We start from the raw sequence: 26,014 nt of genomic DNA, 5'->3' as shown, positions 1-26,014 counted from the left end.
CGGACGGGCCGAAGCGGCTGGAGGGAGGGGTGGGGGAGTGGCCGCGTCGATCAGGCGATGTCGCGGCTCGTGTCCACCGCGACCGTCTCCTCGAGTTTCAGTTTGATCGTCTCGCCGGGGGCGCGGCCGCCGCGGAACTTCGGCACGGCCAGCCGGTTTACGATCTCGCTTCCGCGGACCTCCGTCTCCAGATCGAAGACGACGTCGGCCATGTGTTCGGTCATGTCGCGGTTCTCGGACACGCTGCGGCCTGTCAAACCGTGGAGGACCGCGAGACCGCCGGTGTTTGCCATGTGCGTCTGGACGCTGTTGAGGAAGTTCCGATACCGCGCCGAGTCCGACGACTCCAGGGGGTCCAGCGTATCGATGATGAGGTTCGACTCCTCTGGAAGCGCGCCCACGAGGCGGTTGGCATGATCGAGCGGTGCGTCGGCACCGATATCGCGGATCGTCGGTTTTCCGGTGCGGGCGGTCGTCCGGTCCAGTGCGTCCCTGACAGCGTGTTCGGATCGAACCGTTGTGAGATACAGCGTTCCCCGGGCCGCCGACAGTTCGTACAGAAACAGCTCCGACTGGCTCGCGGGGTCGGCGTTCAAAAGGACGATGCTGCCGGCCGGGACGCCGCCGTCGAGCTGTCTGTCGAGGACGGTGATTCCGGTCGGCAGTCGGTTCGGCATACGTGTGGCTTCACCGGGGAATGAGTTAACTGTTGTTCCTGGTTTTGCACGTCTGATAATCGGGCGGTTTTTCGGGTTCCAGATTGTCGATGGCCCGGGCATACGACTCCCGAACGACCGGTGACGAAAGCGGCCGGTCGTCGGTTTCCGGGACCGTCGCCAGGACGGGGGCGTCCAGCAGCGATTCGAGCCGGGAGCCGGCGGCCGTCGTCCGCGTCGCGATCACGCCGGCCACCGGCGTACCCACCGCCCTGGAGGCCGCTGCAGTCTTCACCGCCCCCCTGACGCTTGCGCGACACAGCGTCGTGACGATCACCGTTCGATCGGCGAGCGACAGCGGCTTCACCGCGTCGGGGGCGACACCGCAGGGACAGTCCAAAAGCACTGGCGGCTCGGCTCCCTGCACTCTGGTCAGTCCGGACAACACGTCGACCCGTTCGCCGTCGGCAGGGGAAGGGGCCGGAAGCACCTCGCAGTCGAACTCCCCGACGCGACTGCGCCCCGGCCAGTCTGGTCCCCAGAGATCACCCTCACCTCCGACGGCCCTCCGGTCCACGCCGGCAATCGCGTGGAGGTTCGGCATGTCCCAGTCGAGATCGGCGGCCAGAACCTCCTCCGGATGGGCCCGTGCCAGCCCGAGCGTCGTGGTCGTCTTCCCCGATCCTCCCTTTCCGCCGGCGACAGCGAGCATGTGGGCTGCTGGCTCGGTTCCGTATATGAATTCGAGGGGTCGTCAAAACGCTTGTGTCGGTGTGGTGGCTAGCCGATGTGTGACGCTCGTTGACACACGCAAGATCGGACGCCGGTTCCGGGCGCTCGACGCCGACGAGCGGCTCGAATTCCTGGCTGCGCTGTGGGCGGCACGTGGGTTCGAGACGACTATTCAGGGTGAGGTGATCGTAGCGTCCCGCGACGGGGATGAGGTGCGGATCGGGGCGACCGCCGGCTCCCGTATCCATCGCCTCTACGCCGACATTGTCGCCCGGATTTCGGGGAGCGAGAGAGGAACGCAAGTTGACGTCCTCGTCGACGCCTTCGGCGATCGGAGCGGTTTCTCGTCCCCTCGAAACGACTCCGTTCGGCGACTCGCCCCGACGGAGCTCAGGCAACTTCTCGCGTACGGTGTCGACCGGGAAACCGGGGACCGGCTCGCCCGGGAGTACCTCGAAACGCCGCTCGTCGTCGAAGAATCCACGCAGTCACCGGTAGGAAGTGCCGTGGCGTCCCCGGCTGTCGTCGCCCTTGTGGTACTCGCCATTGCAGTGGTCGTCGTCTCGCTTTCCGGTGTCGGGCTCCCGGGGGATCCATTCGACGCGCGTGAGGGGCCGGCCACGTCCGGGGGAGCGTCGACCACGACCTGGGAAGATTCTGCCTCGGCCGACGCTTCTGCCCGGTCGGAGGTGACGGAGGACGATCGACTGGCTGACCGGAACTCGTCGCTCCCTCCAGGCCTGTCTCTTTCCGGGGTCGAGGACGCGACGCGTCTGGCCCACGCCCACCGTCGATCGCTGCCGACCAGCCGCACCTTCGAGATGGCGTTCGAAGGGCCGCCGGACGTGGTCGGGTATCAGGGGCTCGTCGTCACGAGCACGACGTGGGAAGCGGAAACCTCGATCCGATACCGCGGAGCAACGTCCGCCACGCTCGCGAACGAGGACGAACTGCACGAACGCGGAACCGACGTGTTCGCCGATGGGGACCGGGAATATATCAGAATCCACGAAAAGGAGATCGAGAACGGAGTGGACGATTCCGGAAACGAAACGACCGGTCCCGGCGAGTACACGTATCGCGATTTCCAGGTCGGTACCTTCCTCTCCCCGACCGACACGCCGTCGGCGACCCGAATCCCCCGTTATCTCGACTCGAACGCTACGCGGGTCGAGGTCGCGACCGAGCGAACCGAAACCCGGTACGTCGTCTTCGCGACCGAGCCGCCAGCGTCGCTACCGGACACCGTCGAGTCGTATCGCGCCCGGGCGATCGTTCGCCCCGACGGCGTCGTCCTCCGGCTCGAGGTCACCTACGAGCGAAGCGACGTCGATCGATCGGTCCGGTACACACAGCGGGTCTCGAAACTGGATCGGACGACCGTGAGCCCCCCCGCTTGGGTCGAATCTGCACGCGAGGAACCGGACGACCGGTGAGAGTGGCGGGAAGGGGAGAGTTCGGGCGACGCTCAGTCGTCGGAACTGGCCGTCGGGGTCGCGTCGGCTTTCCGCACGCGCTCGAGTTCGGTGAGGTACTCGTCGGCGTCGAGGGCTGCCTCGACTCCCATCCCTGCGGCGGTGACCGCCTGCTGGTAGTGGAAGTCGACGACGTCGCCGGCGCCGAACAGCCCCGGAACGCCGGTTTTCGTCTGGCCGCCGCCGCGGCCGCCCTCGGTCAACAGATACCCCTCGTCGTCGAACTCGGCGCCGGTCCCCTCGAGATAGCCGGTGTTCGGCGTGTGGCCGATCGCGTAGAAGACGGCGCCGACCTCGAACTCGAACTCGTCGACCTCGTCAGCTGTCGTCGGGTCGTCGAGTTTCTCGGTCGGGTGGCCGTCCGGGTGTTGCACGAGCGTCACACTCGTGATCCCCTCCTCGGGGCTGCCGTGGAGTTCGGTCACTTCGGTGTTCAACAGGAGTTCGATCTCCCCCTCGTCGACCTTCTCCATCGTCCGGTCGACCCAGATGTCCTCCGCGCGGAACTCCTCGCGTCGGTGGGCCACATACACCGTGTCGGCGAACTTGGTGAGGAAGTTCGCCTCCTCCATCGCGGCGTCGCCGCCGCCGATTACGAGCATGTCCTCGTCCCGGAAGAACGCCCCGTCACAGGTGGCACACGTCGACAGGCCATACCCCATGAGTTCGTCCTCGCCGGGGATTCCCAGGGTCCGGGCGGAGGCGCCCGAGGCGGCGATGACCGCGTCTGCGGTGTACACGTCGCCGTTCGTGAGTTCGACTTCGAACGGCCGGTCGTCGGCGTCGACCGATTCGATGATGCCGTTTTTCACGTCGGCACCGAACTTCCGGGCCTGCTGTTTCATCCGGTTTATCAGGTCCGGTCCGGAGATACCGTCGGGGAATCCGGGGTAGTTCTCCACGTCTGTGGTGAGCGTCAGCTGTCCACCCGGTTCGTCGCCCTCGATCAACAGCGGCTCGTTGTTCGCGCGAGCCGCATAGATGCCAGCGCTGAGACCGGCGATCCCGGTCCCCGCGATGATCAGCTTGCGGTGTTCGACCACGTCTTCCGACATACCCTTCCGTTCGCACGTCCCGCGTATGTACGTTTTGATATTGCTCCAACTATACACAACCATCGCAAGGGGCGGTCCGCGGCGGCCGGTTTGGATGCGAAAGATTCGGATCGGAAGATCCGCCATCCCCAACGTTTTATCGTCGAAAATATTTACGGACGAAACCACAACCCGGTTTAACGAGGCACCCCATAGTAGTATTCGTAATGGGTATTCGCAGAGCGCACATCGAGATCACGGGCATGTCGTGTGCGACGTGTTCCGCCTCCGTCGAGGACGCGACCCTCGAGCTCGAGGGCGTTTCGGCGGCCGACGCCAACTTCGCGACCGACGAGGCGACCGTCGAGTACGACCCCGAGGTCGTCCAGCTGGAGGAGATCTTCGAGTCGATCACCGAGGCAGGGTACGAGCCGCTCACGGAGTCGCGAACGGTCGGCATCGCGGGCATGTCGTGTGCGAACTGTTCGCAGGCGAACGAGACGGCGATCGAGGCACTGCCGGGCGTGCTTTCGGCGGACGTCAATTTCGCGTCCGACGAGGCTCGGGTGCGGTACAACCCCGTCGACGTCTCACTGTCGGAGATTTACGCCGCCGTAGAGGACGCCGGCTACGAGCCGATCCGGGACGCGGAGGGAGACGACGGCACCGGGGAGGGAGAGTCTGGGGCACGGGAGTCCGCCGCCCGGCGGGAAATGCGCAAGCAGTGGAAGCTCACCGTCGGCGGGGGCGTGTTGACCGCGCCGTTCGTCCTGGTGATGATCGACATGTTCTATCCGGGCTTTCTGCCCGACGCGATCCCGGTCTTCGGTCTCTCCGTCGGCGTCGGTTGGCTGGAGTTCGTGCTGGCGACGCTCCTGATGGCCACGCTCGGTCGGGAGTTCATCCGGGGCGCCTGGCGCGCGTTCTCGAAGAGCCGTCAAGCGAACATGGACACGCTTGTGGCAATGGGGACGAGCGTCGGCTACGTCTACTCGACGGCGGTCCTTGCCGCCCCTGCCTTGATCGGCTACCAGGTCGCCGGGGGCCTCTACTTCGAGGCGGTCGCGTTCATCCTGTGGTTCATCACGCTGGGCAACTGGCTCGAGGCGCGCTCGAAGGCGCAGGCAAGCGACGCCCTGCGCAAACTCCTGGAGATGCAGGCTGACGAGGCGACGGTGATCCGGGACGGGGAAGAGCACCAGGTACCCGTAGAAGAGATCGAGGTCGGCGACCGGGTCAAGGTCAGACCGGGTGAGAAGATTCCCGTCGACGGGGTCGTGGTGGACGGAGACTCCGCGGTCGACGAGTCGATGTTGACCGGGGAGTCCGTCCCGGTAGAGAAGTCGCCCGGCGACGAGGTCGTCGGGGCGACCGTGAACGAAAACGGCGTGCTCGTCGTCGAGGCGACGAAGGTCGGCCGCGACACCGCGCTCCAGCAGATCGTCGAGCGGGTAAAGGAGGCGCAGTCGCGTCAGCCGGAGATCCAGCGGCTCGTCGACAAAGTCAGCGCCTACTTCGTGCCCGCCGTCATCTTCAACGCGGTGCTCTGGTCGACGCTGTGGTTCCTGTTTCCCGAACCGCTGTACGCGTTCGTCACGTCGCTTCCGCTGTGGGGTCCGGTTGGCGGGGGTCCGATCGGCGTCGAACTCGGCGGAATTCCGATCATCGAGTTCTCGATGGTCGTGCTCGCCTCCGCGATTTTGATCGCGTGTCCCTGTGCGCTCGGGCTCGCGACGCCGGCGGCGACGATGGTCGGGTCGACGATCTCGGCCACCAACGGCGTCCTGTTCAAAGGCGGCGACGTACTCGAGAAGGTCCGCGACGTCGACGCGGTCGTCTTCGACAAGACCGGCACCCTGACCCACGGCGAGATGCAGCTCACCGACGTGGTCGCGCTGGAGCCCCACGCGGACGGTGGGGCAACGGCAGACCCCTCGGAGGTCGGCGATCCTACGGAGACTGCCGATCCCTCGGAGGCCACAGGCTCGGAATCTCCGGGTGACTCGCTCGACGCCGAGTCGCTGTTGCTCGCGGTCGCTGCAAGCGCCGAGTCGGGCTCGGAACACCCGCTCGCGCGGGCGATCGTCGCCGGCGCTCGCGAGCGCGGACTCGATCTCGATGACCCCATCGAATTCGAGAACGTTCCCGGCCACGGCATTCGGGCGACTATCCCCCGCGGGGAGGTACTCGTGGGGAATCGCAAACTGCTTCGCGAGGAGGGGATCGACCCCGAACCCGCCGAGGAAACGCTGCTCGAACTCGAACGGGACGGGAAAACTGCCATGCTCGTCGCACTCGACGGGCAGTTGCTGGGCGTGCTCGCGAACGCGGACACGGTCCGGGAGAGCGCAAAGCGGACTGTCGAGGCGCTGTCCGACCGCGGGATCGCCGTTCACATGCTCACCGGCGACAACGAGCGGACCGCCCGGGCGGTAGCCGAGGAGGTCGGCATTCCGGCCGACAACGTCCGTGCGGAGGTGCTCCCCGAGGACAAGGCGGACGTGGTCGACGACATCCAGGCGGACGGCTCCCGCGTGGTGATGGTCGGCGACGGCGTCAACGACGCGCCGGCGCTCACCGCCGCCCATGTCGGTATCGCTATCGGTTCGGGCACCGACGTCGCAATCGAGTCTGCGGACGTAACCCTGATGCGCGACGACCCGGCGGACGTGTTGAAGGCACTGCGGATCTCCGAGGCGACGATCTCGAAGGTCCGGCAGAACCTCTTTTGGGCGTTCGCCTACAACGCGACGCTCATTCCGGTCGCCTCGCTCGGACTGTTGAACCCCGCGCTGGCGGGGCTGGCGATGGCCGGTTCGTCGGTGTCGGTGATGGCGAACTCGCTTGCGTTCCGCGGGTACGATCCCCACGAGGATTACACGCTCGCGGTACTCAAGCCGTTCCGGGCGCTGTGGAACTGAACGCTCGGGGCGATCCGCTGCAGACATATCCTCTCGATACGAAGCTGTCACAGCTGAATGCCGACGCGACGAACACTGCTCGGAACGGCCTTCGGGGCGTCCCTGCTCCCCACGATCGGCGGCTGTCTCGGGAGGATTCCCGGATTCGAGGACGCTGTCCTCTCTTATCAAGCGATCAGCGTGCGATGGCTCGACGCGGACGGTCGGGGATACGGCGCCGCACTCTGCTGGCTGTGGTCGGATGGGCACAGCCGGGTGTTCGGCTGGGAGCCCGCAGCGTATCCCGACATCGTTCGTTCCACGCCGGACGTTCAACCGGCTGCAGTTCGGCGATCGGGCGACGATCAACCGGGGTGGATCCGGACTCAGAATCGTCTCAACCGAGGAGGGGCCACGTGACCTGACGGACGACTGGCAGATAGACATCCGGGCGAAAGACCTCCGCGAGCAGTTCCCAGACCGTAACGTCCCGGAGCCGTGAGGGGAACAGATAGCTGATTTTCGTTACCGCGTCCCGGCGGATCGGGCACTCCTGCTATTCGGTGTCAGTACGAATATATATACTCAGAGCGCGTCCTGTATGTATGGCACGCAAAATCACCATGTTCGAACTGCACTTTGACGGCGCTCAAATCGGCCCCTCCAGTCTGGACTTCACCGATGATACTGCCGCGATCGAAGCGCACGCTTCGGGCGACGAAATGAAGATGGACACGGAAACGAACACGGAAATGGAATCGGAACCGGAAACGGAAATGGAATCGGAACCAGAAACGGCTGAGGGACGATCCGGCCGAGGACGGTTCCGGACACTCCTGACACTCGTGGGCGTCGTCTCGATCATCTCTGTTGTCGGCATCGCCGCACGCCGGTTCCGAAGCGATGGCGAGGATCTCGAAATCGAGATCGGGCCGGAGAGCGACGGGGACGTCATCGAAGAACAGGCCTGACCACCGGATTTCGTCTTTCGCGGCCGGTTTTTCACGACCTCTCTCTCACGTTTTCGGAACACCTGTTAGCTGTGTTATATTTGTTTCGTAGTGGTTGTATTTCTAACTATTACACGTTGACGACGACGGATCCCGAAAAAGCGGCCGAACTCCTGACCGCACGGGTGTTCGATTGTGTCGTCAGCGACTACCAGATGCCGCGACTCGACGGGCTCGAACTGTTCGAAGTATTGCGAGAACGGGGCGTCGATACTCCGTTCGTCCTGTTCACCGGAAAAGGACCCGAGGAGATCGCAAGCGATGCGATCTCGCTGGGCGTCACGGAGTACCTTCAAAAGGAGTCCGGCACCGAACAGTACGAGGTGCTCGCGAACAGGATCCGGAACGTCGTCTCCCAGCACCGGGCGGAGACGCGGATGAAACGCGGCTATCGGGCGCTCGACGCCGCGCCCTTCGGGGTTCTTCTGGCGGACGTACGCCAGGAACGCAAGTCAGTGGTGTACGCCAATGCCAGGTTTCGAGAACTCTCCGGGTTTGATTCCGGTGATATTCTGGGACGGGACTGTCGATCGATCCTGGAGAACGGCTCCGCGAACGATCCGGTCAGGCGGCTCTGTGAGGCGACCCTGGCAGAGGTAACGGTTTCCGGAGAGCTGATCGGCTACGGGGAGAACGGAACGCAACTCCAGGCCCGAATCGACGTCGCTCCGATCGGAAACGAAGCCGGGGAGGTCACCCATTTCGTCGGATTCCTGTCCGAGGTCGACGCCCTGTCGAACGGGGGGGACTGTCCGATCCGGATCGACCGATCGAGGCTGATGGAAACGGCCAACTCGATCGCAACTGACGGGCAAAGCGGTCTGATTTCACGGAACGACGACGTCGTGTTCGAGGGTTCCCACGCCTTCGACCTCGATTTCGACGGAGTCACCGTCCGCGAGCGCGCCGACGCCCTCCGGTGTGCCGGTGGCGATGACGTCGCCCGGCTCCAGGGTGAGATACGCGGTGATCTCCTCGATCAGCGTCGGGACGTCGAAGATGAACTGCGCCCGGGAGCCGTCCTGTTTCGTTTCGCCGTTCACACGCAACCGGACGGCCGCGTCGTCTGGCACTTCCTCGGGGGTCGCGACGCAGGGGCCGAGAGGTGCGGCGTTGTCGAACGCCTTCCCCCGAACCCAGTTCTGCTCCTGTCGCTGGTCCTCCCGGTTCGAGAGGTCGTTCATGCAGGTGAAGCCGGCCACGACGTCCATCGCGTCGGCGGCGTCGACGTTCCGGCACTGGTTGTCGATCACGACCGCGAGTTCCGCCTCCCAGTCGATGCGCTCCTTGTCGGCGGGGGCGGTGACGGTGTCGCCGTGGGCCGCGAGCGCGTTCGGTGGCTTCAAAAACAGAAGCGGCCGGTCCGGGACGTCACTTCCCATCTCTTCGGCGTGGTCGGCGTAGTTGCGCCCGACACAGACGATCTTTGACGGCTCACACGGTGGCAGGACGTCGATATCGGAATCCTCGACCTCGTAGCTCGCCCCCCCGAACGAGACGGTTTCGGCGTCGGGATCGAACGTTCCGTTCCGGACCGAGCCGGCTGGATCGCGGAATCTCGCGTAGTGCATGGCTGAAACTCCACGTCAGCATTCAAAAGGGTTCGTGAGGCGGCGAACGGTCCGGTCCGGCGAATTGTCCGACGGTCACGCGAAAAGCAGCAGTCCGCCGCCGATCAGGAACGCGAGCGAGACGCCGAGAGGAAACGCCGCCGACCAGATCCTCCCCATGGCGATCTGTGAGGGGCTCCCTTCGCCGATCACGAGATCGCCCCCGAGGGCGACGGTTCCGTCCCGGCGCTCGATCCGCCCGAAGACGACGTACTCCCTGCCGGGATCGATCCGCCGTTCGACGAACCGTCGCCGCCCGAGGCCCGGAATCGACTGTAGCCACTCGGGCGTGTCGGGGACGTCACGGATCTCGAGGAACCGGCGGACCCGATCCGGGAGAGCGTTCTCGGTAGCGAAGGAGATGACCTCCTCCGATACGTCGAGTGTGAACCGATGCGGGGCGGGATCGACCCGGATCCTCCCCCGGTCGTTTACGAGGTCGAACGCTGTTGTAGCCACCCCGTCGTCGAGATACGCGTCGATCCACGGCCAGGCGATTCCGAACGGCTGCCGTTCGGTCACCTCGTACTCGAGCCCCAGGCAGTCGGTGCCCGAAAACGGCGCCTCGATCGGCTCCTCGACCGCACTAGCCCGCCCCCGGCAGGCGACGAACCCGCCAGTCGCCCTGAGACTTCGGGGCTCGCGGACTTCGGTCGCGAGCAGCCGCGGTACCGCGAGGAGGGGTCGGATGCCGTACCACCCCATCGCGAGACCGAGCGCGATCAGGAGGAGTCCGGCGACAGTCGCGAACATCGGTCACCTCCCCCGTATCGGGTCATTCCCGCGTTCATATTGCGAGTGAGGCGTGCGGGCCGGCGTGTGAAGCAACGAGCGGGGCGGCGTGGGAAGCGGTGGCCGACACAGCGTGCGGCGGTGGGTCCGGTTCCGTTCCAGGTCATCGATGAGTCTCGGCCTCCTCGGCGTTCTGTCGTCGTTTCGATGTGGGATGGCTTATAAATGGGTGATACACCATCGCGGACGCCGGGTCTCCTTTCACTCCGAAGCCATGCACCGTGTGACAACGGCGCACCTCCCGCGGAATGATACTGATAGTATGGCTATATCTCCTCTTCCGTCGTATGGTTGTTATGTCTACTGTATCTTCCACGATACGATCGCAACGCCTCCCCACCGGTCGGTTCCTCCTCGGAGCGCTGGTCATTCTGGTGGGTGTGCTCCTGCTGTTCCAGACTACCGGCGTCTTCGAGACCCGACAGCTCTTACAGTACGTTCCCTCGCTGTTCGTCCTGCTGGGAATCTGGCTGTTCGTCCAGAGCGGCTTCCGGAGCCTCGTGGGCCCGGTGGTCATCGTCGGTGTCGCCGGTGCCGTTCAGCTGATCGTTCTCGGGTACGCCACCGCCGAGCAGCTTGTCGTCTACTGGCCCGTGCTGGTGATCGCACTCGGCCTGTCGATCGCGATGGGACAGTACCGATCAAGCGTCCGGCGTTCCGACGCGAGCTACTCCTCCGGGGTGACGGTATTCGGCGGCGTCGAGAAGCGGAACACCTCCGAGGCGTTCGTCGGCGGTGATCTGACGACCATCTTCGGCGAAACCACCCTGGATCTCCGGGACGCCCAGCTCACGGATCGGCCCGCCCGGGTCGACCTGACGGTGCTCTTCGGTGAGGCCCAGGTAATCGTTCCCCGGGACTGGGTAGTCCAGATGGAAGTCATACCCATACTCGGCTCGGCCGCGGACGATCGTCCACGCCGAGCGATCGGGGACGATATGACCGTGGAACTCGAGGGTGCGACCGTGGATCGCGACGGTGTTGATCTCGTGGTCACCGGGTTCGTCGCGTTCGGCGAGGCGTCGGTTCGAGATTAATCGACAGCACGCCACAGGTACCGACTCGCATAGCTCCGGTATGGAGCCCACTCCTCGGCCTTTTGAACCATGGCGTCCCGCTCGGTGATCCCGTAGGCTGTTTCCATCCCTCGACGGATTCCCAGATCCTCGACGGGGAAGACGTCCTCTCGGCCAAGGCAGAATATGAGCGCCATCTTCGCGGTCCACGTTCCAACGCCCCTGATTTCGGTGAGTTCTGCGATCACGTCCTCGTCGGTCATCCCCTCGAAGTAGGCCACAGAATAGCCGTTCTCGACGTGCGCGTCGGCGACGTTTTTGAGGTATTCGACCTTCGACTCGGAGAGCCCCAGGTCGTGGAGTTCCTCTGGTTCGGCTGTGAGTATTCCTTCGGGCGTCACCTCGACGTGGTCGAACACCCGCTCTCGGATCGCCCGGGCGGAGGCAGTCGAGAGTTGCTGGTTGATGATCGAGACGGTCATGCGTCGAAACATGTCCTCCGCCGGCTCTACCGTCACGTCCCCGTGTACCTCGATCAGCTCGGCCATCACCGAATCCTCGTTCAGCGGCTGCATTTTGATTAATTTCGGGCCGTCGGAAGTAAATACCTCGTGGACGCTGCAGTCACCAAGTGCCGTCCGATATCACACGTCGTAAGCGTGTTTTTCGAGCGTCTCCTTCTCGACCGAGTCCAGCACTGCCTCGTTCGTGGCTTCCAGAATCACGGGTGGGACAGTCGTCTCCGGAAGGCGGTGGGTTCGGGTGGCTTCGAGCGCCTCGATCCAGCGGTCGAGACAGAGACACCAGCGATCGCCCGGTTCGAGCCCGGGAAACTGCAACTCTGGGCGCGGCGTGACGAGGTCGTTGCCCTGCTGTTCGCTAAAGGAGAGGAACTCGTCGGTCATCATCGCACAGAGTTCGTGTCTCCCGCGATCGTTCGGATGGGTTCCACAGCAGCCGTCGCGCTCGAAGCCGGTCACCGGGTCAACACTACAGGGTTCGAGTTCGTCTCCCAGAACGTTCCGTTCGGGCATGCAGACTGCTTTGGTTCAGCGAATAAAACTCCTCTCCCGAGGACGGTTGCCTTCGGTGGGTGACTTCTATTCCGTCTCTGATGCCCTTCTGTAACTCCTCTTTTGATTGCGTAACACGGTATCTGATTATCGATTCGGAGTGCGGATATCAGTACAGCAGACAGCTGCTCATACGTTCGACGAATACTCGAGTTCCGTGTGTTCGTACGTGTAGGACTTGATCCCGTTTTCTTCACAGTGTTCCCTCAATTCCCCCGGCCAGACATCTTCCTCCTCGAAATCTCCCAAAAACGCAACCGTAACCTCTTCACCGCCGGCACCACCCGGACTCTCGACCACGACGGCCGTATTGGGGTCGTCGTGGCTGGTCTTGATCACTCGATCGCCCGGAACGTACGGGTTCTCCGCGAACTCGAGGTTCTCGTGTTTGTACGTCCAGAGCTTGATTTCTTGATCGTCGCAGTAGGACGCGAGGATAGCCGGATGATAGCTGCGCCAGTCGCCTGGCCCCTTGTCGAGCGAACTCGGAAACGCAACTTTCACCGCTTCTCCATCCATTTCTTGTCCGAAGGCTCCGGTGTTTTTCTCGGGAGGCATTACTTCGACAACGACTCCCACTGACTGATCATCGTCGCTGTTTTTCACAACACGATCGCCCGGCTGGAACGGGTTTTTCGGCTTCTGGTTCATGTGGGCGGTGTTCGGCCCGAGTTCGATCATTTCGTTCATCGGTCGGGCCGCGAGGTGATCGAGCTTTTCAGGTGATTCACCGGAATACTCGTCTTCAGTTTTGACCTTCGATTTGAGCGTCTCCAGTCGTTCCCAGCCGAGTAACATGAGGCTGTCTTCGTTGTCCCGGTGCCAGATCATCACCACGATGTCGTCGTCTGGATCTCGCTCCACGAGGGAGGATGGGAGAAACGCCGAGACATCGCGTGACGACTTCACGTCCACTTTGTAACCAAACACTTCGAAATCGTGACCGGAGAAACTCTCGGAGTTACACCGCCGGATCGCTTCCTCATTTTTCCACTCCCACATTTCGACAGGCAAGTACTCGCGACAGAACTGCTCGAACGCGAGTTCACCGAGGTTCCCGATACGCTTTACGTCCAGGTTATTGGATCCCTGGATGACGGCTTGGTGGTGGGAGCGTTCGCGATCGATTTCGTCCGGAGTGAACCGATACATCGTTTTGATATCATTTTGTTCGAACAAATATCTTTGCTACCAACTATTCTTCGAAAAATACAAACACAGTCGAAATGCTGTACCGCCATCCAGATCGACCCATTTTTATTTTGACCCCGGTGAATTCGGATGATTACGACGCGTGCGTCGAGACGGCGAAGAGGCGATTCCCGAGGACGAACGCGAGGCCCTGCTGACGATCGCACACGGCGCCGTCGTCACCTCCGGCGGGGTCTCCGCCCAGCGAGCGCTGATCACCGCCGTCGAGGTCGTCCTCGCACGAGGGCTCGGTCCGACAGCCTACGGCGTGTACGCGCTGGCCTGGCGGATCGCACAGATCCTCGTTCGGCTAGTCACGTTCGGGAGCGTGCCGGCGCTGCAGCGATACGTCCCCGCCTACGACGACGATCCAAACCGCCGGGCAACCGTCGTCGGGTTGGCCTACGCGACCACTGTCGGGTTCGGCGCCGTTATCGCGGCGGGCGTGTGGTGGCTGGCGCCATGGATCGGCGCCGTCACCGTCGACCAGCCGGCGTTCGTCCCGACGATGCGGTGGTTCGGATTTCTCGTGGTTCTCCTCGGTGTCGTCATGATCGTGTCCGCCATCTTCCGGGCGATCGGCTCCGCTCGCGGTGAAGTGCTGTTCAACAAACTGCTCCGGCCGGGGGTTCGCCTCGTCGGTGCGACGGTCGCACTCGCGCTCGGTTACTCGGTGGTTGGCGTCGCTGGCGCAATCGTCGTCGGGACGGGGATTCTTGCGGTTGTCGCTGTTCCGATTGCGGCACGCGTGACGGCGATCAGACCGTCGTTGCGAGCGGTCAGAAGCGAGGCAGAGCGGTTCTACAACCACGCGGCCCCGGTCGCGATGAGTAGCCTCGGCAAGGTGTTTCAAAACCGGATCGACGTCATTCTGGTCGGGGCGCTGCTCACGGCGGTCGCGGCCGGCGTGTACAACGCCCTGCTGGTGTTGATCGCAATCGCGTGGATCCCGCTCCAGTCGTTCAATATGCTTTTGCCGCCGGTCGCCTCGAACCTGTACTCGGACGATCGGATGGAGACGCTCAACGCGATTTACACGTCGGTGACTCGGCTGATCGTCACCACCGTCGTTCCCTTCCTCGCGGTTCTCGTCGTCTACGGGCGGGAACTTCTCGCGCTGTTCGGGCCGACCTACACGCAGGGGTACGTCCCGCTCGTCGTGTACCTCGGCGGCGTGTTCGTGGGTAGCGCAGTCGGGGCGACCGGCTGGCTGCTGATGATGACCGATCACCAGTACGCCCGGATGATCCTCGACTGGCTGCTCGCGGTGTTGAACGTCGTGTTGACGTACGCGTTCATCCTGCAGTTCGAACTCGTCGGCGCGGCCCTCGGAACGTCCATCGCCATCTCCGTGCAGAACGGGATCCAGGTAGTGTTGTTGCGCCGGTTCGAGGGACTGTGGCTGTTCGACCGGACGTTCCTCACCCCGATCGCGGCCGGCGTGATGGCTGGCGTCGGGATGTGGGCGATCCGACTCGCGATTCCCGGTGGCCTCGCAGTCGTTCCCGGGATCGTCGTCGGGATCGCGACCTATCTGGCGGCGTTACACGTCCTCGGTGTGGATCCTCGAGACCGATTCGTCGTTCGCGAACTCGCGATGGGGTACTGGACGAATCTTCGGGGTCGAGCGCAACGCTGAGCCGGGAACTATTCTTCGATCCCCCGCTTTGCTACTCCGCCGTTCCACCGCTCCATCGCACCATTTGCATCTGGGCGTCTGACGGCTCAATCCGCTGATCAACCGAAGAAACTACCTCCCCGCCGATGGAGATGTAACGGGAATGCAGATTCGGACGCGGGTACTGGTCGTTTTGAGCCTGTCGGTCGGCGTTATCTCGTTCAGTTGGGCGAATTACTCCGCTGTGTTGCCCCTCGTCGTTGCGGACCTGACTCTCTCGGGAACTGAAGCGGGCGTTATCTATTCGGCGTATTTCGTGGGATACGTCCTGGCTATTCTGCCGGCCGGGATCATTGCGGATCGGGACTCCCCACGCCGACTGGTTGGAATCACCGCCATCGGTACCGGGGTTTTCAGCGTCGCGTTCGCGTATCTCACTGTCGGCGTCGTCACGGGCAGTGTGTTTCGCATCCTCGCCGGCGCCTGTTTCGCGGGCGTGTACGTTCCGGGAATGAAACTGCTGAGCGACTGGTTTGACGCCGGGGACCGCGGGCGAGCGTTCGGTCTTTATGTCGGTGTCCTTTCGCTCGGAAGCGGGGTCGCCTATCCCCTCTCGACGTGGCTGGCGACGGTCGACGACTGGCGATTCGCGATCGCCGTCACGAGCAGCGTCGCCGTTCCGGCCGGCCTCGCAGTTCTGTGGTTGGCTGCCGACGCCACAGGGACGGGGACTGGTGACGTCGCGTTCGACTTCTCGGTATTCCGGGAGAAGAAGTACCTCTACGTGACAACCGCGTATGCCAGCCACAACTGGGAGCTGTTCGGCGTCCAAAACTGGATCGTCGCGTTCCTCGTCGCCACGCCGGCGGTGGTTGCCACCGGATCACCGGAGGTAACTGCCGGCGTTCTCGGTGGGGTTCTCGTCGCGTTCGGTGCTCCGGGGAACGTGCTCGGGGGGTGGCTCAGCGATCGGCTCGGTCGCATCCCCACGAGTGGCGGTGCGCTCGCAGCCAGCGGTGTGATCACCGTCTCGTTGGGGATCTTCGACTGGACGATCGTCGCCGTTCTCGCGGGCGTTATCCTCGTGTATGGGATCGTTCTCGCGGCCGACAGCGCGCCCCTTTCGACCGCGATGAGCGAAATCGCAGACGACGACCACGTCGGCGCGGCGCTCGCCGGGCAGTCCCTTCTCGGATTTATCCCGGGAATGATCTCCCCGGTCGTCTTCGGTGTTGCACTGGATCGATCGGGATTTGCTGCCGCGTTCGGAACCCTCTTCGTCGGGGTGGTGGTCGGTCTCGGCTCCCTCTGGTTGCTTCGTCGGGAACTCGACTCCGAGCCCGACTTTAGCATTACTGGACGGTAACGCTCGAGATTATTATCGGGTATTCGAGTCGACAACCGATTGACGTGTGGGGCCCAATATATTGGGCACAATTCTTTAGCGGCTATAGACAGAACGGAGCACAAGACTATGAGAGAAGCTAACGTCTCTGTCAGCGACGGGGAGTTCGAGGCGATGGGGATCGGTGAACTGATCGCGCTCGGACGGGAGGCGGGAATCCGGGAGTTCGAGGAACTCGCCTGCCGGGGCACCGGCGCGATCGTGCAGGTAGTCGTCGAGTCGCGGTACGACGAGGAACGACTCGCGGAGCTTTCGTGTGTCGACGACTGGGAGTACGTTTCGGAGACGGATGACGGACATCTGTACGTCATCGAGTTCACCGCGCCGGAACTCCCTGAGAGCCTCGCATCGGCGGCCGAAGACCTGATCGGTACCTGCGATCCGGAGCTTTCGGCGGAGGAAACGACAATGTCGCTCGTCGGTTCCCAGGAGTCGATCTCCGGGACGATCCGCGAGTACGAAGCAGCGGGAGTGTCTCCCGACCTCCGGAAACTCGGGAGCTACGAGGGAACAGACAATCCGGGGGATACACTCACTGATCGCCAGCACGAGGTTATCCAGACCGCCTACGACATGGGTTTTTACGAGGTCCCACGCGAAGCCTCGACCGACGACGTCGCCGCCGAACTGGATCTCGATCCCTCGACCGTCGCGGAGCATCTCCAGCGCGCCGAGCGGAACGTACTGAGTGAGATCCTCGAGTAGCCCCCGGAGACGGTTTGGGTGTCCGCCATTCGATTCGGGGCTCCAGTTCGTTTCCCCCTCGTGGTGGACCGGCAGCATTCCCTCGGTGTTACAATAATGACAACAATAGCGATGATGATAACCGACTGTGGGTGTGGAGACAATTTTTCTGGACTCAGTCACAGTTTCACCCATGGAAATCGTCGACGACAGATCCTCGCGGACATGGAAACGAAGTCGTATCCAGTAAGGGTCGAGCACAATCCACGGACAGCCATCGCGATCGTCGATTTCGATCCCGCGACTGGCCTCGTCCAGCACGTCGGTATGCGGGGAGCGGCGACACTCGAAGGGCTGGACGAACAGCGGGTCGAACGACTCTTGGGGAAGTACCTGGGCGACGACCAGACTGGCTGGGACGAGCGATTCACTGGACCGTGGGACGAAACACGGTGGCGGTTCATCCGGTTCGAACCCGACACGGTCGTCGCTCGCGACCAGTCGTACGACAGTGACACGCTCGACTGTGAGGAACGTTTCTGAATGAGGGTGAGATCGCCCAGATCCGATCAGTTGACGGTTGCCGTCGAGAGCAGATACTCCAGTTCGACTGCGTTCGCCCGTTCGTCGAAGTATGGCTCGATGGTTTCGGTCAGCTGTTTTCGGAGAGTTTGACGGTCACTGTCGTCGACGCCATCGAGAATCTCGATGAACAGTCCCGAGGTCGACACCGTCTGTTCTCGGAAGGCGTCCGGAGAGAGGGCCGGATACTGTACCGTGTCCGTTTCGAACTGGAGCGTCTCGACCGCGTCCCCGAACCGGTCGCGGACGGTTCCGGGGTCGCCCCACAGGAACGGCGGTGCCGAAAAGTCCGGGAGGTCTTCCGGCGTAAGGAGTGACATGGCCACGCCACCCATCGACGGATACAGGCTGCTGGGCGTCCAGGAGGTAACGCCGATCCGTCCACCTGGCCGGGTTACCCGGAGGAGTTCTCGGGTCGCTGCCTCGGGGGGATCCCCGTACATGTGACCGAGGTTGGACAGCACCACGTCGAACGAGTTGTCCTCGAACGGGAGGGCCGTGGCGTCCCCCTCCTGCCAGGAGACGTCCTCGACACCGGCGGTTTCGGCGTTGGTTCGGGCCTGCTCCAGCAGCGTGGGCGAGATATCTATCCCGGTTACGCTTGCTCCTCGACGGGCCGCAGTGATGGCGACGTTTCCAGTGCCACAGCCGACGTCGAGCACCTCGTCCTCCGGGGAGACGGCTGTCTTTTCCACCAGCGCTGCCGCCATCGAGAGGTAGCTGGGAGCGGTCTCCGCGTAGGACCCGGCCGACCACACCCGCTTCGCCCAGTCGGCTGATATCCCCGCGTCTCCGTCCTCGCCCGGGGTGATCGCACAGCTGGCGTTCGTTTCGTCCGTCCGTTCGTTATTCCGAGCATCGGTGTCTGATTCCGTCATGGCTGGTTCACCTATCCCTATCGACGTACTGGCCCCACCAGACGATTGCTCCCAGCGTCTGGGGATGGTTTATAAGTCCAGTCACGAAGACTGGTCTCCCACGAGTTCTCCCGCCAGTTCAGTGGCCCCCGAAAGCGGCATCGCGACAGTGGCGGCAGGGACGGTCTCGGCCCAGCGTCGGTATGCTTCACGGCTCGGAAACGCTTTGACGTACGGGCAGATCGCCGCGTATCCCTGTTCGAGCGTGGGTCCCCCGTCTGGTGGGGGGTTCACACCCTCGTCGATTCCGAAGGAAAACACGGCGCCCCCGGGTGTTACCGTAAGCTGGTCACTCCCGACGGCACGCGCTTCGATGACAGTCCCGTCGGGACTTTCAGTGCGAATGTCGACCTCCCGATCCGAGAGCGCAGCCAGGATGACTGCGTCGTAAAAACACGCGACGCTCATCTCGATGACTCGTAACTCAAGATTTTGCTGAACCAGTCGGTTCGATCGTTCAACAAGAGCGACAGAAAGTTGAGGTATCCCTGAAGATGATGCTTCGAGACGCCTCTGAACTTCGCCAGCCACTGGCGAAGGAAGCTATGGCGGTTCTCGCAGCTGTTGACGTGAGCGTCGCCGATCACGTACGTTTCATCGTGCGTGATCGCCAGATGAGCATCAATCCCGTCGTACTCGTCGATCTCATCGTAGATCGTGTAATCGTCCGTACACAGAATTACCGTCTTGTCACCTTTGTCGGCGATCTCTTCGTCCACATCTTGGAGATTCTCTCGCACCAGAAACTCAACTCGTCCGTCGCTCCGACGGACGAGTGTCACGACTGGCGGTTTGTCCGACTCGAAGCTTCCTCGTCCCTTTTTTTGAGTCCGCGCGAGCGCGGACTCTCATCTTCCTTTTCGATCCCTTTCTCACCTGCCGTCACATAGATCTCGTCGGCTTCACACACATCTGAAAGCACAAGATCATCCAGCTCACCGCACAACTCCTGCAGATCGTGGCGGAAGTTCAACACCGCCTCGTAGTCCCGTTCAAGCTCCGAGGCGATCTGTGCGGTCGGCACAGATCGCATCTCCTTGATCATGTAGAACATCTCCTCGATCGGGAACTTCCGATGCTCGAAAAACGAGCCCGTGAGATCATTAAAATACGTCTCGCACTCCTTACAGCGGTACTGTTGGGCGCCTTTCCCCGTCGTTCCTTTCTTGATGACCGGATCACTCTCCCCGCAGTAGACGCACGACACCGTCGCGCCGAAGCGGGCGCGACGGAGTCGCTCATAACACTCGTCCGGATCAGGAAGGAACACTTCTACCGAATCCCTATCCATCAACAGCAACTAATGGACTCGTCGCTACTGGAAGTTACGACTGGTCGGGATGAGCGAACACGCGAAATGGTATCGTTCGTCGTCTATCGTTCCCCAGTGTGGGGTCTGCTCGTTAGTCAGACAGAGTTCTTCGATACTGATCGAGTCACCATCGAGGCGTTGTCGAACCGCCCTCGCCCAGGCACCTAATGTATCGACGGATTCGACCCCGAGAAAGCGGCCCAGAGCCGACCGTAATTCCGGCGGAAGTTCCGTTTTCAGCGGGGCCGAATCCACGATTCGTCTGTCCGTGAATTCACTTGTCGTGTTTTTTTCGGTTGTTTCGGTCTCTTCGTTGGAGGCACCACAGCAGGAACACGAGTCCTGTGACATACTACAGGGGTTCTCCGCCGCGTCCTTTGGCGTGACTCCCAACCTGCGGGGAGGCCTTTTCCGTGCTTAGCACCGGTAGGTTCGAAAACTCGAAATAACAACCACCGACGAGTAGTTATATTGAATTTCGTCCTCATGAATTCGGTTACCTGAACAATACGCGGCCGCGTCTGGCCTCATTCAAATCCTTGGATATCGCTTTCGTCCCACATCGTTCGGACAGAAAGCGGGCGCGACAGGCGCAATTGGACTGTCGAATGAATCGTCCACGGGTTTGGACCACCGTTAAAATAGGGGACAAATCCGAAATCGAATGCGGTCAAAACGAGCCAGTACTGTGCAGGCTCAGTCAGTTTCAGCGACTGGGACTGTGGAAGACGTGGTCGCATCAAGACCACTCGATCCTTCAGTGCCGATCAGAAGGCGGACAAACTGTCCGGCGTTCTTGATGAGTTTGTTTTCAGCCTTCCGGAGATGCTCTTCGTACGTCGAACGAGCGACTGTTGTCTGCGCTGCGAGATCGGTGATTGACGTCTGTCTCGGTTGCTCGTAATACCCATTATCCAACGCGAGACGGAGGGCCTCGAGTTGCCGATCAGTAATGCTCTCGAAGAGTTGATCGACGGGCGCTAACATGGTGTGGGGAATCTGTGTTTCCTCCAGGCCTGTCTTGGAAAGCACCTCAATCTCCCGATCGGCTTCGAGCTCCTCGTATACAGTACGGATAGCCTCCTCTTCGAATGCGATTACTGTGTAGTGTTCCCAGCCGTGACGATGGACGGTCGGTGGTTGGTACAGGCAGTTATGTTTCTCGAACAGTTCGATGATCGAATCCTCCAGTGAGCACAGACACGACTGCATCACGACGTGCAATCCTGAATCATCGACCGACTGATGGAGTACTGTGCCGAGATGACCGATGTCACCAAGAAGGTCTTCGGTTGGGGCCGAAGCCGAAGAGAGCTCCAGCACCTGACAGTCGCTCAAATACCACTCACGGATCGTCAGGTCAGGATATCGTTCTGCGAGTTCTCGATACGGACACTCGTGGCGGATACGAAATGACGCCTGATGGAGTCCCATACGGGCCCGTATGTCGTCCAATCAATTAGGAATGCCGGTTATAGCCTGCAGTACTCATATACCCCTCTTGGCACTACAGATAGTACGATGCCATCGATTACACCCGGCACACTCGGAAATCGGCTATTCGGCAGCCAGGAACCACCCTTGATTCTGGATATTCGGCACAGTGATGAGTTCGAGGAGTGGCATATTCCCGAAAGCAAAAACATCGACGTTTACGATGAACTCACAGAAGACGCCGAAGCGGCCCGATCGCAGCTTTCAGAGCTCCCATCCGATCAGGATATCGTGACGGTCTGTGCTGCTGGCGGTGTTTCGCAGACGGCGACTGAACTCCTCGAAGAGATGGGACGGGACGCACTGACGCTCGTCGATGGAATGAACGGCTGGAGTCGCGTGCATCGTTCCGCACCTGTGAATATCGATATCGACGGAAACCTGCTACAGGTCGCCCGCCCGGGCAAAGGCTGTCTCTCGTACATTCTTATCTCGGATGGTGAGGCGGCTGTATTCGAGCCCTCACACTATCCGGAAGAGTACGAAGAACGTATCGAAGACGAGGGTGCAGAACTCGTTGGCGTCTTCGATACGCACGCTCACGCCGATCACGTCTCCGGCGGACGCGACCTTGCTGACCGAAATGACGTGCCGTACCATCTTCATCCCGCGGATGCAACGTTGCTTGATGCGACATCACTGGAAGACGGTCAGCAGCTCACTATCGGGAACGTGAGTGTCGAGGTGATCCATACACCGGGACACAGCCCGGGTGGCGTAACGTACGCAGTCGGTGGTGATGGACTCCTGACCGGCGATACGCTCTTCCATAAAAGCGTCGGACGGGTCGAACTCGGTGTCGAAGCGGGCATCGAAGACACGGATGTTGAAGAGAATGCAGCCACGCTGTACGAGAGCCTACAGCGACTCCGGCAGCGTAGCGGTAATCCATTAGTTCTTCCGGCACATGATCCGGCATCTCCCGAACCTCCAGTTACGGCACGGTTGAGCGAGGTCGAAGCGCAGAACGACGACCTCGGACGAAACCGCGAATCGTTCATCGAAGATCTTGCGTCCGATATTCCGGACCACCCCCCAAATTTCCAGCGTGTCAAGCGAGTTAATATTGGGGACGAATCCGTCGATGATGACGAGCTATCAAGTCTCGAACTGGGACCGAACCGCTGTGCTGCTGAATAATCTATGAGTTCGGGCTACACACAAGGGATTCGAGCAAACTGGACGCAGTTCTTGCTCCAGGTGCTGACGGTGTTTGCGGTCGGTCTCACGATGGGGTCACAACGAACCGTCGTACCCGTTATGGGGGAGGAGACGTTCGGAATCACATCGTTCCTCGTCATCGGATCGTTCGTCGTGAGCTTCGGCATCGTCAAAGCAGTTCTCAATCTTTACTCCGGAAAATGGGCGGATGCGTACGGTCGAAAGCCGATCCTGATTCTGGGGTGGGTGTCGGCACTCCCGATCCCGTTCATTCTGATCTTCGCTCCGAGTTGGGAGTGGATCGTCGCCGGAAACCTTCTCCTCGGCGTCAACCAGGGTGTCGCCTGGAGCATGAGTATGATCTCGAAGATCGAACTCGCCGGTCCAGGGCAGCGTGGGCTGGCAGCCGGCATCGACGAGGCGTTCGGCTACACCGGCGTCGCTGTCGGGGCGTGGCTGACCGGCGTCATCGCCGCTGCCTACAGTCTCCGACCGGAACCGTTCTACTTCCTGCTGTTGGTGCTTATCGTTGCCATGCTGATTGCCATCTTCTTTATCGAGGAGACGCTGCCGTATGCGAAGGCGGAAGCCGCACAACCCGACGGTGGGGACGAGCAACCGAGTGACGATGCGGATCTCCCGTTCGCGGAAATCGTCAAACAGGCGACCTACGGCGACCGGACACTGTTTACTGCTGCGCAGGCTGGCCACGTCGAAAACTTCGTGGATACACTCGTCTGGATCGCTTTCCCGCTGTTCCTCTTTGCACAAGGTCTTGACACGGCACAGATCGGTGTCGTCGTCGGTGTCCACAGTGCGGCGTACTTCTTGCAGGTGTATACCGGCAGACTCGGTGACCAGATCGGTCGAAAGCCACCGATTGTCGTCGGGTTCTTCCTTGCCGGCGGCGGCATCCTCGGAATGATGTTTGTCGAAGGCTATCTGGCCTGGGCCGTGATGTCCGGCATCGCCGGTGTGGGAATGGCGTTACATTACCCGAACCTGATTTCGGTTGCCAGCGATGCTGCCCATCCCCTTTGGCGTTCGACGGGCCTGGGGGTCTATCGGTTGTGGCGCGACCTTGGCTACGCGGTCGGAGCAATCCTGATCGGTCTCACGATGGATCTGCTGTACATCGAGGCAGCCTTCTATGGAACTGCGATAGCGATGTTCATCTCCGGTGGGCTGGTTGTCCTGCTGCTGGAGGAAACGCATCCGGAGTTTGGAACGCACGAACGGCCATCGCTCTCACAGGCAGACGATTAAGTAGACACTCTCTCAATACCGATATATGATTTACCTCGATCACGCTGCGACGACGAAACCCCACGACGACGTTATTGCGGCTATGGAGCCGTACTTGCGAGAGCAGTATCACAACCCGTCCGCCCAGTACGCGTCGAGTGCCGCTGACGGGGTCCGAACGGCGAGACAACAGGTGGCAGACCTGCTTGGGACATCGACGGAATCAATTGTCGTGACCGGTGGAGGAAGTGAAGCCGATAACCTCGCACTCAAAGGCGTGTTCGATCACAACACGCGTGGACACCTGGTCACGTCTACAGAGAAAGCAGGCAGAGTGCCTCGGGGTCGTCCGAAAATCAGAGAATTTCGGGATCACGAGAATCTCCGATTCTCGAACGACTTGACCCCGAGGGTGAATGCCGTAAGCTCTATTAGACGTGTTCAGTACGTTCGATATACTGTTCAATCGTCTGGCTAGATACCTCACCAGCCGTTCCAATGTAGTACGACTCTTCCCAGAATCCACCACCCCAGAAGTAGTTTTCCAAAAGAGATTCGTGTTGCTGCCACATCTCTCTGGCTGTAATGCTCTTGATTTTCCGTGCAATCTCGCTCGGGGAATTCTTCGGATGTGCTGAAACAAACAGATGTACGTGGTCGGGCGAGATATGCAACGATAATATCTCGTAGTTGTACTCGTTACACACCTCTCTGAACGATGTATCTAACGACTGTTCTATCTCATCAAGCACTGAGTGGCGATACTTTGGACATTCGGTAGTTCCCATCGAGTCAGCGGATAGTCAGTAGTGACAGCCTTAGATTCTCAGAAAGCGTCTGGATGGGTGTTGTGAATTGCCTATACCACCCAGACACCGTTCTTACGGCCTCTGACCTTGAAACGTTAGCGCTTGGTCTACTTGCAGAGATTCCGATCCCCGGAGTCGAAGGCTGTAGCTTCGACTCCGGGATCATTCGACGGACGCTCCTCCAAGCTACCGTCGATCAGAAATCGATCAAGGCCGTCACTGATACCACTCGTGGAACGTATTCTGACGACTACACTCTCGCTCAGTTGCACACCGTTCCACCGGACGAATTGGAAGCTATCGTCAACGAGTTGTTCGCTCAGCAAGTGTCGATGATCCTCGGGCCGGGGCCGAGGATCATCTGCGTCGACTTCGTCGATATCCATTACCACGGCTGTCCACACACCGACGCTAGCGAACTCTGTCGCACAAAACCCCGCGATGGCACCTCCCAGTGCCATCGCTACCTCGCTGGATTCGTTCTTTGTCGGGCAAAACCACTCGTCGTCGCGGTTACGCCAGTTCGTGGCGATGAACCCAAAAGCGACGCGGTCGAGCGTCTGCTCGACCACGTCGCGGCCCTTCCGTTCGACGTAGCTGGCCTCCTCGCTGATCGTGGCTTCTACGACGGAACGTCCATCGAGCGACTGGACGCCGTCGCGCCAGTCGCTCTTCCAGTCATTCGTCGTGGAAAACAGATGGCCGAGAAACTCGACACCACGGTCTCCTACTGGACGGAGTACGTGATGTACGAAGGAAGCGAGCGGAAGCGGAGTTCCCGCTCGCGGTCTGTGTCTCCTACCAGCAGGGCAAGCGAGACAAGCACGGCTTACTCGTCCGAGCGTCCGTGGCGTGCGATCTGACCGATCGCACGCCGAAGGAAGTCGAAGCCCTCTACCGGAAACGCTCAGCCATCGAGACAGCGTTCCGGACCATGCGCGAAGCGCGTGCACGGACGAGTACCACGGATCCAGTCGTTCGGTTGTTATTCATGCTGGTGAGCTTTCTGTTGCGGAATCTGTGGGTAATCGTTCGATGGGGCGTGCTCGCCACGCCGCGACGCGGCGGGCGAGCACTGCCCGTCTGGTTCCGTTTTGAGGTGTTTCGTGAGTGGATTGACCACGCACTCGACGACACGTTGGATCGGAAGTGGGAAGCACCTAGATCGGAAGTGGGAAGCACCGACCAACCGTGTCGGAATTCCCCCAACATACAGCCAGCTAGACGCGGGCTGATTTGGCCCGCGTCCAGCGAATGCCCTGTTACTGAGCGATGGCTTCGCGTCTTGGCAGGCTTGA

General features: G+C 61.3%; 25 protein-coding genes and 2 pseudogenes. 14 read left to right on the top strand and 13 right to left on the bottom strand.

Going from position 1 to position 26,014, the window contains the following annotated elements:
* Positions 1 to 50: 50 nt before the first annotated feature.
* Together AArcSl_RS00950 and AArcSl_RS00945 are read right to left on the bottom strand one after the other, a co-directional pair.
* Complete coding sequence (locus AArcSl_RS00950; protein WP_119813843.1) at positions 51 to 677, bottom strand: RAD55 family ATPase; 627 nt, start codon at positions 675 to 677, stop codon at positions 51 to 53.
* A gap of 25 nt (positions 678 to 702) precedes the next feature.
* Entirely contained in the window at positions 703 to 1,368 is a 666-nt protein-coding gene (locus AArcSl_RS00945) for a MinD/ParA family ATP-binding protein (RefSeq protein WP_119813841.1), read from the bottom strand.
* 79 nt (positions 1,369 to 1,447) lie between these two features.
* On the opposite strand from AArcSl_RS00945, the gene AArcSl_RS00940 reads away from it, so the two are divergent.
* Complete coding sequence (locus AArcSl_RS00940) at positions 1,448 to 2,824, top strand: hypothetical protein (RefSeq protein WP_119813839.1); 1,377 nt, start codon at positions 1,448 to 1,450, stop codon at positions 2,822 to 2,824.
* Positions 2,825 to 2,856: 32 nt separating this feature from the next.
* Here AArcSl_RS00940 and AArcSl_RS00935 read toward each other — a convergent pair whose 3' ends face one another.
* A complete protein-coding gene (locus AArcSl_RS00935; RefSeq protein WP_119813837.1) occupies positions 2,857 to 3,918 on the bottom strand; it encodes an NAD(P)/FAD-dependent oxidoreductase in 1,062 nt (353 codons plus the stop codon).
* Between the two features lie 206 nt (positions 3,919 to 4,124).
* Between AArcSl_RS00935 and AArcSl_RS00930 the strand changes: the two genes are divergently transcribed.
* The 4 genes and pseudogenes from AArcSl_RS00930 to AArcSl_RS17730 form a co-directional block, all read left to right on the top strand.
* Complete coding sequence (locus AArcSl_RS00930; RefSeq protein ID WP_119813835.1) at positions 4,125 to 6,818, top strand: heavy metal translocating P-type ATPase; 2,694 nt, start codon at positions 4,125 to 4,127, stop codon at positions 6,816 to 6,818.
* Positions 6,819 to 7,059: 241 nt separating this feature from the next.
* Positions 7,060 to 7,299 carry a hypothetical protein gene (locus tag AArcSl_RS16595; protein ID WP_133412110.1) on the top strand — a complete coding sequence of 80 codons (240 nt, stop codon included), beginning with the start codon at positions 7,060 to 7,062 and terminating at the stop codon, positions 7,297 to 7,299.
* A gap of 103 nt (positions 7,300 to 7,402) precedes the next feature.
* Complete coding sequence (locus AArcSl_RS00920; protein WP_119813831.1) at positions 7,403 to 7,768, top strand: hypothetical protein; 366 nt, start codon at positions 7,403 to 7,405, stop codon at positions 7,766 to 7,768.
* Between the two features lie 71 nt (positions 7,769 to 7,839).
* A pseudogene (locus AArcSl_RS17730) lies at positions 7,840 to 8,523 on the top strand (response regulator); the annotation flags it as partial.
* 111 nt (positions 8,524 to 8,634) lie between these two features.
* Here AArcSl_RS17730 and AArcSl_RS16585 read toward each other — a convergent pair.
* Positions 8,635 to 9,378, bottom strand: a complete 744-nt coding sequence (locus tag AArcSl_RS16585) for a fumarylacetoacetate hydrolase family protein (RefSeq protein ID WP_133412109.1) — start codon at positions 9,376 to 9,378, stop codon at positions 8,635 to 8,637.
* A gap of 75 nt (positions 9,379 to 9,453) precedes the next feature.
* Positions 9,454 to 10,170: a hypothetical protein gene (locus AArcSl_RS00910; RefSeq protein WP_119813826.1), complete on the bottom strand. Its 717-nt coding sequence runs from the start codon at positions 10,168 to 10,170 to the stop codon at positions 9,454 to 9,456.
* Positions 10,171 to 10,505: 335 nt separating this feature from the next.
* Between AArcSl_RS00910 and AArcSl_RS00905 the strand changes: the two genes are divergently transcribed.
* Positions 10,506 to 11,246, top strand: coding sequence for a LiaF transmembrane domain-containing protein (locus tag AArcSl_RS00905; protein WP_119813824.1), 741 nt, complete (start codon positions 10,506 to 10,508; stop codon positions 11,244 to 11,246).
* On the opposite strand, the gene AArcSl_RS00900 is transcribed toward AArcSl_RS00905, so the two are convergent.
* The 3 genes from AArcSl_RS00900 to AArcSl_RS00890 all read right to left on the bottom strand — a co-directional run bounded on the left by AArcSl_RS00900 (position 11,243) and on the right by AArcSl_RS00890 (position 13,450).
* A complete protein-coding gene (locus tag AArcSl_RS00900) occupies positions 11,243 to 11,800 on the bottom strand; it encodes a DNA-3-methyladenine glycosylase family protein (protein WP_119813822.1) in 558 nt (185 codons plus the stop codon). The two genes, AArcSl_RS00905 and AArcSl_RS00900, sit on opposite strands and share 4 nt — an antisense overlap.
* 69 nt (positions 11,801 to 11,869) lie before the next feature.
* A complete protein-coding gene (locus AArcSl_RS00895) occupies positions 11,870 to 12,259 on the bottom strand; it encodes a DUF2237 family protein (protein ID WP_119813820.1) in 390 nt (129 codons plus the stop codon).
* Positions 12,260 to 12,427: 168 nt separating this feature from the next.
* Positions 12,428 to 13,450 (bottom strand): hypothetical protein, encoded by a 1,023-nt coding sequence (locus AArcSl_RS00890; protein WP_119813818.1) that lies wholly within the window; start codon positions 13,448 to 13,450, stop codon positions 12,428 to 12,430.
* A gap of 142 nt (positions 13,451 to 13,592) precedes the next feature.
* Between AArcSl_RS00890 and AArcSl_RS00885 the strand changes: the two genes are divergently transcribed.
* From AArcSl_RS00885 to AArcSl_RS00870, 4 genes are all read left to right on the top strand, one after another.
* Complete coding sequence (locus AArcSl_RS00885; RefSeq protein WP_119813816.1) at positions 13,593 to 15,128, top strand: lipopolysaccharide biosynthesis protein; 1,536 nt, start codon at positions 13,593 to 13,595, stop codon at positions 15,126 to 15,128.
* A gap of 142 nt (positions 15,129 to 15,270) precedes the next feature.
* Positions 15,271 to 16,473, top strand: a complete 1,203-nt coding sequence (locus tag AArcSl_RS00880) for an MFS transporter (protein WP_119813814.1) — start codon at positions 15,271 to 15,273, stop codon at positions 16,471 to 16,473.
* Between the two features lie 108 nt (positions 16,474 to 16,581).
* Complete coding sequence (locus tag AArcSl_RS00875; RefSeq protein ID WP_119813812.1) at positions 16,582 to 17,217, top strand: helix-turn-helix domain-containing protein; 636 nt, start codon at positions 16,582 to 16,584, stop codon at positions 17,215 to 17,217.
* A 204-nt stretch (positions 17,218 to 17,421) separates the two neighbouring features.
* Positions 17,422 to 17,739 (top strand): hypothetical protein, encoded by a 318-nt coding sequence (locus tag AArcSl_RS00870; RefSeq protein WP_119813810.1) that lies wholly within the window; start codon positions 17,422 to 17,424, stop codon positions 17,737 to 17,739.
* Between the two features lie 26 nt (positions 17,740 to 17,765).
* On the opposite strand, the gene AArcSl_RS00865 is transcribed toward AArcSl_RS00870, so the two are convergent.
* The 4 genes from AArcSl_RS00865 to AArcSl_RS00845 all read right to left on the bottom strand — a co-directional run bounded on the left by AArcSl_RS00865 (position 17,766) and on the right by AArcSl_RS00845 (position 21,441).
* Positions 17,766 to 18,656, bottom strand: coding sequence for a class I SAM-dependent methyltransferase (locus AArcSl_RS00865; protein ID WP_119813808.1), 891 nt, complete (start codon positions 18,654 to 18,656; stop codon positions 17,766 to 17,768).
* An 81-nt stretch (positions 18,657 to 18,737) separates the two neighbouring features.
* Complete coding sequence (gene merB / locus AArcSl_RS00860; RefSeq protein ID WP_119813806.1) at positions 18,738 to 19,103, bottom strand: organomercurial lyase; 366 nt, start codon at positions 19,101 to 19,103, stop codon at positions 18,738 to 18,740.
* A protein-coding gene (locus tag AArcSl_RS00855) for an IS1595 family transposase (RefSeq protein ID WP_119813804.1) occupies positions 19,100 to 19,986 on the bottom strand; the annotation gives its coding sequence in 2 pieces (ribosomal slippage) (positions 19,100 to 19,521 and positions 19,521 to 19,986; 888 coding nt in all). The genes merB and AArcSl_RS00855 overlap by 4 nt, the downstream gene beginning before the upstream one ends.
* Before the next feature lie 717 nt (positions 19,987 to 20,703).
* On the bottom strand, positions 20,704 to 21,441 hold the full coding sequence (locus AArcSl_RS00845; RefSeq protein WP_119813800.1) for a helix-turn-helix domain-containing protein: 738 nt from the start codon (positions 21,439 to 21,441) through the stop codon (positions 20,704 to 20,706).
* Positions 21,442 to 21,528: 87 nt separating this feature from the next.
* Between AArcSl_RS00845 and AArcSl_RS00840 the strand changes: the two genes are divergently transcribed.
* The 3 genes from AArcSl_RS00840 to AArcSl_RS17725 are packed head-to-tail and all read left to right on the top strand — an operon-like array spanning position 21,529 to position 24,385.
* A complete protein-coding gene (locus AArcSl_RS00840; protein WP_119813798.1) occupies positions 21,529 to 22,641 on the top strand; it encodes an MBL fold metallo-hydrolase in 1,113 nt (370 codons plus the stop codon).
* Positions 22,642 to 22,644: 3 nt separating this feature from the next.
* The gene (locus AArcSl_RS00835) at positions 22,645 to 23,928 is read left to right on the top strand and encodes an MFS transporter (protein ID WP_119813796.1); all 1,284 of its coding nucleotides are present in this window, start codon (positions 22,645 to 22,647) and stop codon (positions 23,926 to 23,928) included.
* A gap of 25 nt (positions 23,929 to 23,953) precedes the next feature.
* Positions 23,954 to 24,385 carry an aminotransferase class V-fold PLP-dependent enzyme gene (locus tag AArcSl_RS17725; RefSeq protein WP_119813794.1) on the top strand — a complete coding sequence of 144 codons (432 nt, stop codon included), beginning with the start codon at positions 23,954 to 23,956 and terminating at the stop codon, positions 24,383 to 24,385.
* On the opposite strand, the gene tnpA is transcribed toward AArcSl_RS17725, so the two are convergent.
* Positions 24,339 to 24,695 carry an IS200/IS605 family transposase gene (gene tnpA, locus AArcSl_RS00825; protein WP_119813792.1) on the bottom strand — a complete coding sequence of 119 codons (357 nt, stop codon included), beginning with the start codon at positions 24,693 to 24,695 and terminating at the stop codon, positions 24,339 to 24,341. The genes AArcSl_RS17725 and tnpA overlap by 47 nt on opposite strands.
* 53 nt (positions 24,696 to 24,748) lie before the next feature.
* On the opposite strand from tnpA, the pseudogene AArcSl_RS00820 reads away from it, so the two are divergent.
* A pseudogene (locus AArcSl_RS00820) lies at positions 24,749 to 25,902 on the top strand (ISH3 family transposase); the annotation flags it as partial.
* Between the last annotated feature and the right edge of the window lie 112 nt (positions 25,903 to 26,014).

Origin of the sequence: Halalkaliarchaeum desulfuricum, from assembly GCF_002952775.1 — an archaeon.
Classification (GTDB): Archaea; Halobacteriota; Halobacteria; order Halobacteriales; family Haloferacaceae; genus Halalkaliarchaeum; species Halalkaliarchaeum desulfuricum.
The sequence above is the reverse complement of the archived record's forward strand: the minus strand, read 5'-3'. Positions and strand labels throughout refer to the sequence as shown.

Coding starts and splice junctions, on each gene's coding strand:
- AArcSl_RS00950 (WP_119813843.1), bottom strand. CDS start 677: ATGCCGAACCGACTGCCGACCGGAATCACCGTCCTCGACAGACAGCTC.
- AArcSl_RS00945 (WP_119813841.1), bottom strand. CDS start 1,368: ATGCTCGCTGTCGCCGGCGGAAAGGGAGGATCGGGGAAGACGACCACG.
- AArcSl_RS00935 (WP_119813837.1), bottom strand. CDS start 3,918: ATGTCGGAAGACGTGGTCGAACACCGCAAGCTGATCATCGCGGGGACC.
- AArcSl_RS00930 (WP_119813835.1), top strand. CDS start 4,125: ATGGGTATTCGCAGAGCGCACATCGAGATCACGGGCATGTCGTGTGCG.
- AArcSl_RS16595 (WP_133412110.1), top strand. CDS start 7,060: ATGGGCACAGCCGGGTGTTCGGCTGGGAGCCCGCAGCGTATCCCGACA.
- AArcSl_RS00920 (WP_119813831.1), top strand. CDS start 7,403: ATGGCACGCAAAATCACCATGTTCGAACTGCACTTTGACGGCGCTCAA.
- AArcSl_RS16585 (WP_133412109.1), bottom strand. CDS start 9,378: ATGCACTACGCGAGATTCCGCGATCCAGCCGGCTCGGTCCGGAACGGA.
- AArcSl_RS00910 (WP_119813826.1), bottom strand. CDS start 10,170: ATGTTCGCGACTGTCGCCGGACTCCTCCTGATCGCGCTCGGTCTCGCG.
- AArcSl_RS00905 (WP_119813824.1), top strand. CDS start 10,506: ATGTCTACTGTATCTTCCACGATACGATCGCAACGCCTCCCCACCGGT.
- AArcSl_RS00900 (WP_119813822.1), bottom strand. CDS start 11,800: ATGCAGCCGCTGAACGAGGATTCGGTGATGGCCGAGCTGATCGAGGTA.
- AArcSl_RS00895 (WP_119813820.1), bottom strand. CDS start 12,259: ATGCCCGAACGGAACGTTCTGGGAGACGAACTCGAACCCTGTAGTGTT.
- AArcSl_RS00890 (WP_119813818.1), bottom strand. CDS start 13,450: ATGTATCGGTTCACTCCGGACGAAATCGATCGCGAACGCTCCCACCAC.
- AArcSl_RS00880 (WP_119813814.1), top strand. CDS start 15,271: ATGCAGATTCGGACGCGGGTACTGGTCGTTTTGAGCCTGTCGGTCGGC.
- AArcSl_RS00875 (WP_119813812.1), top strand. CDS start 16,582: ATGAGAGAAGCTAACGTCTCTGTCAGCGACGGGGAGTTCGAGGCGATG.
- AArcSl_RS00870 (WP_119813810.1), top strand. CDS start 17,422: ATGGAAACGAAGTCGTATCCAGTAAGGGTCGAGCACAATCCACGGACA.
- AArcSl_RS00865 (WP_119813808.1), bottom strand. CDS start 18,656: ATGACGGAATCAGACACCGATGCTCGGAATAACGAACGGACGGACGAA.
- merB (WP_119813806.1), bottom strand. CDS start 19,103: ATGAGCGTCGCGTGTTTTTACGACGCAGTCATCCTGGCTGCGCTCTCG.
- AArcSl_RS00845 (WP_119813800.1), bottom strand. CDS start 21,441: ATGGGACTCCATCAGGCGTCATTTCGTATCCGCCACGAGTGTCCGTAT.
- AArcSl_RS00840 (WP_119813798.1), top strand. CDS start 21,529: ATGCCATCGATTACACCCGGCACACTCGGAAATCGGCTATTCGGCAGC.
- AArcSl_RS00835 (WP_119813796.1), top strand. CDS start 22,645: ATGAGTTCGGGCTACACACAAGGGATTCGAGCAAACTGGACGCAGTTC.
- AArcSl_RS17725 (WP_119813794.1), top strand. CDS start 23,954: ATGATTTACCTCGATCACGCTGCGACGACGAAACCCCACGACGACGTT.
- tnpA (WP_119813792.1), bottom strand. CDS start 24,695: ATGGGAACTACCGAATGTCCAAAGTATCGCCACTCAGTGCTTGATGAG.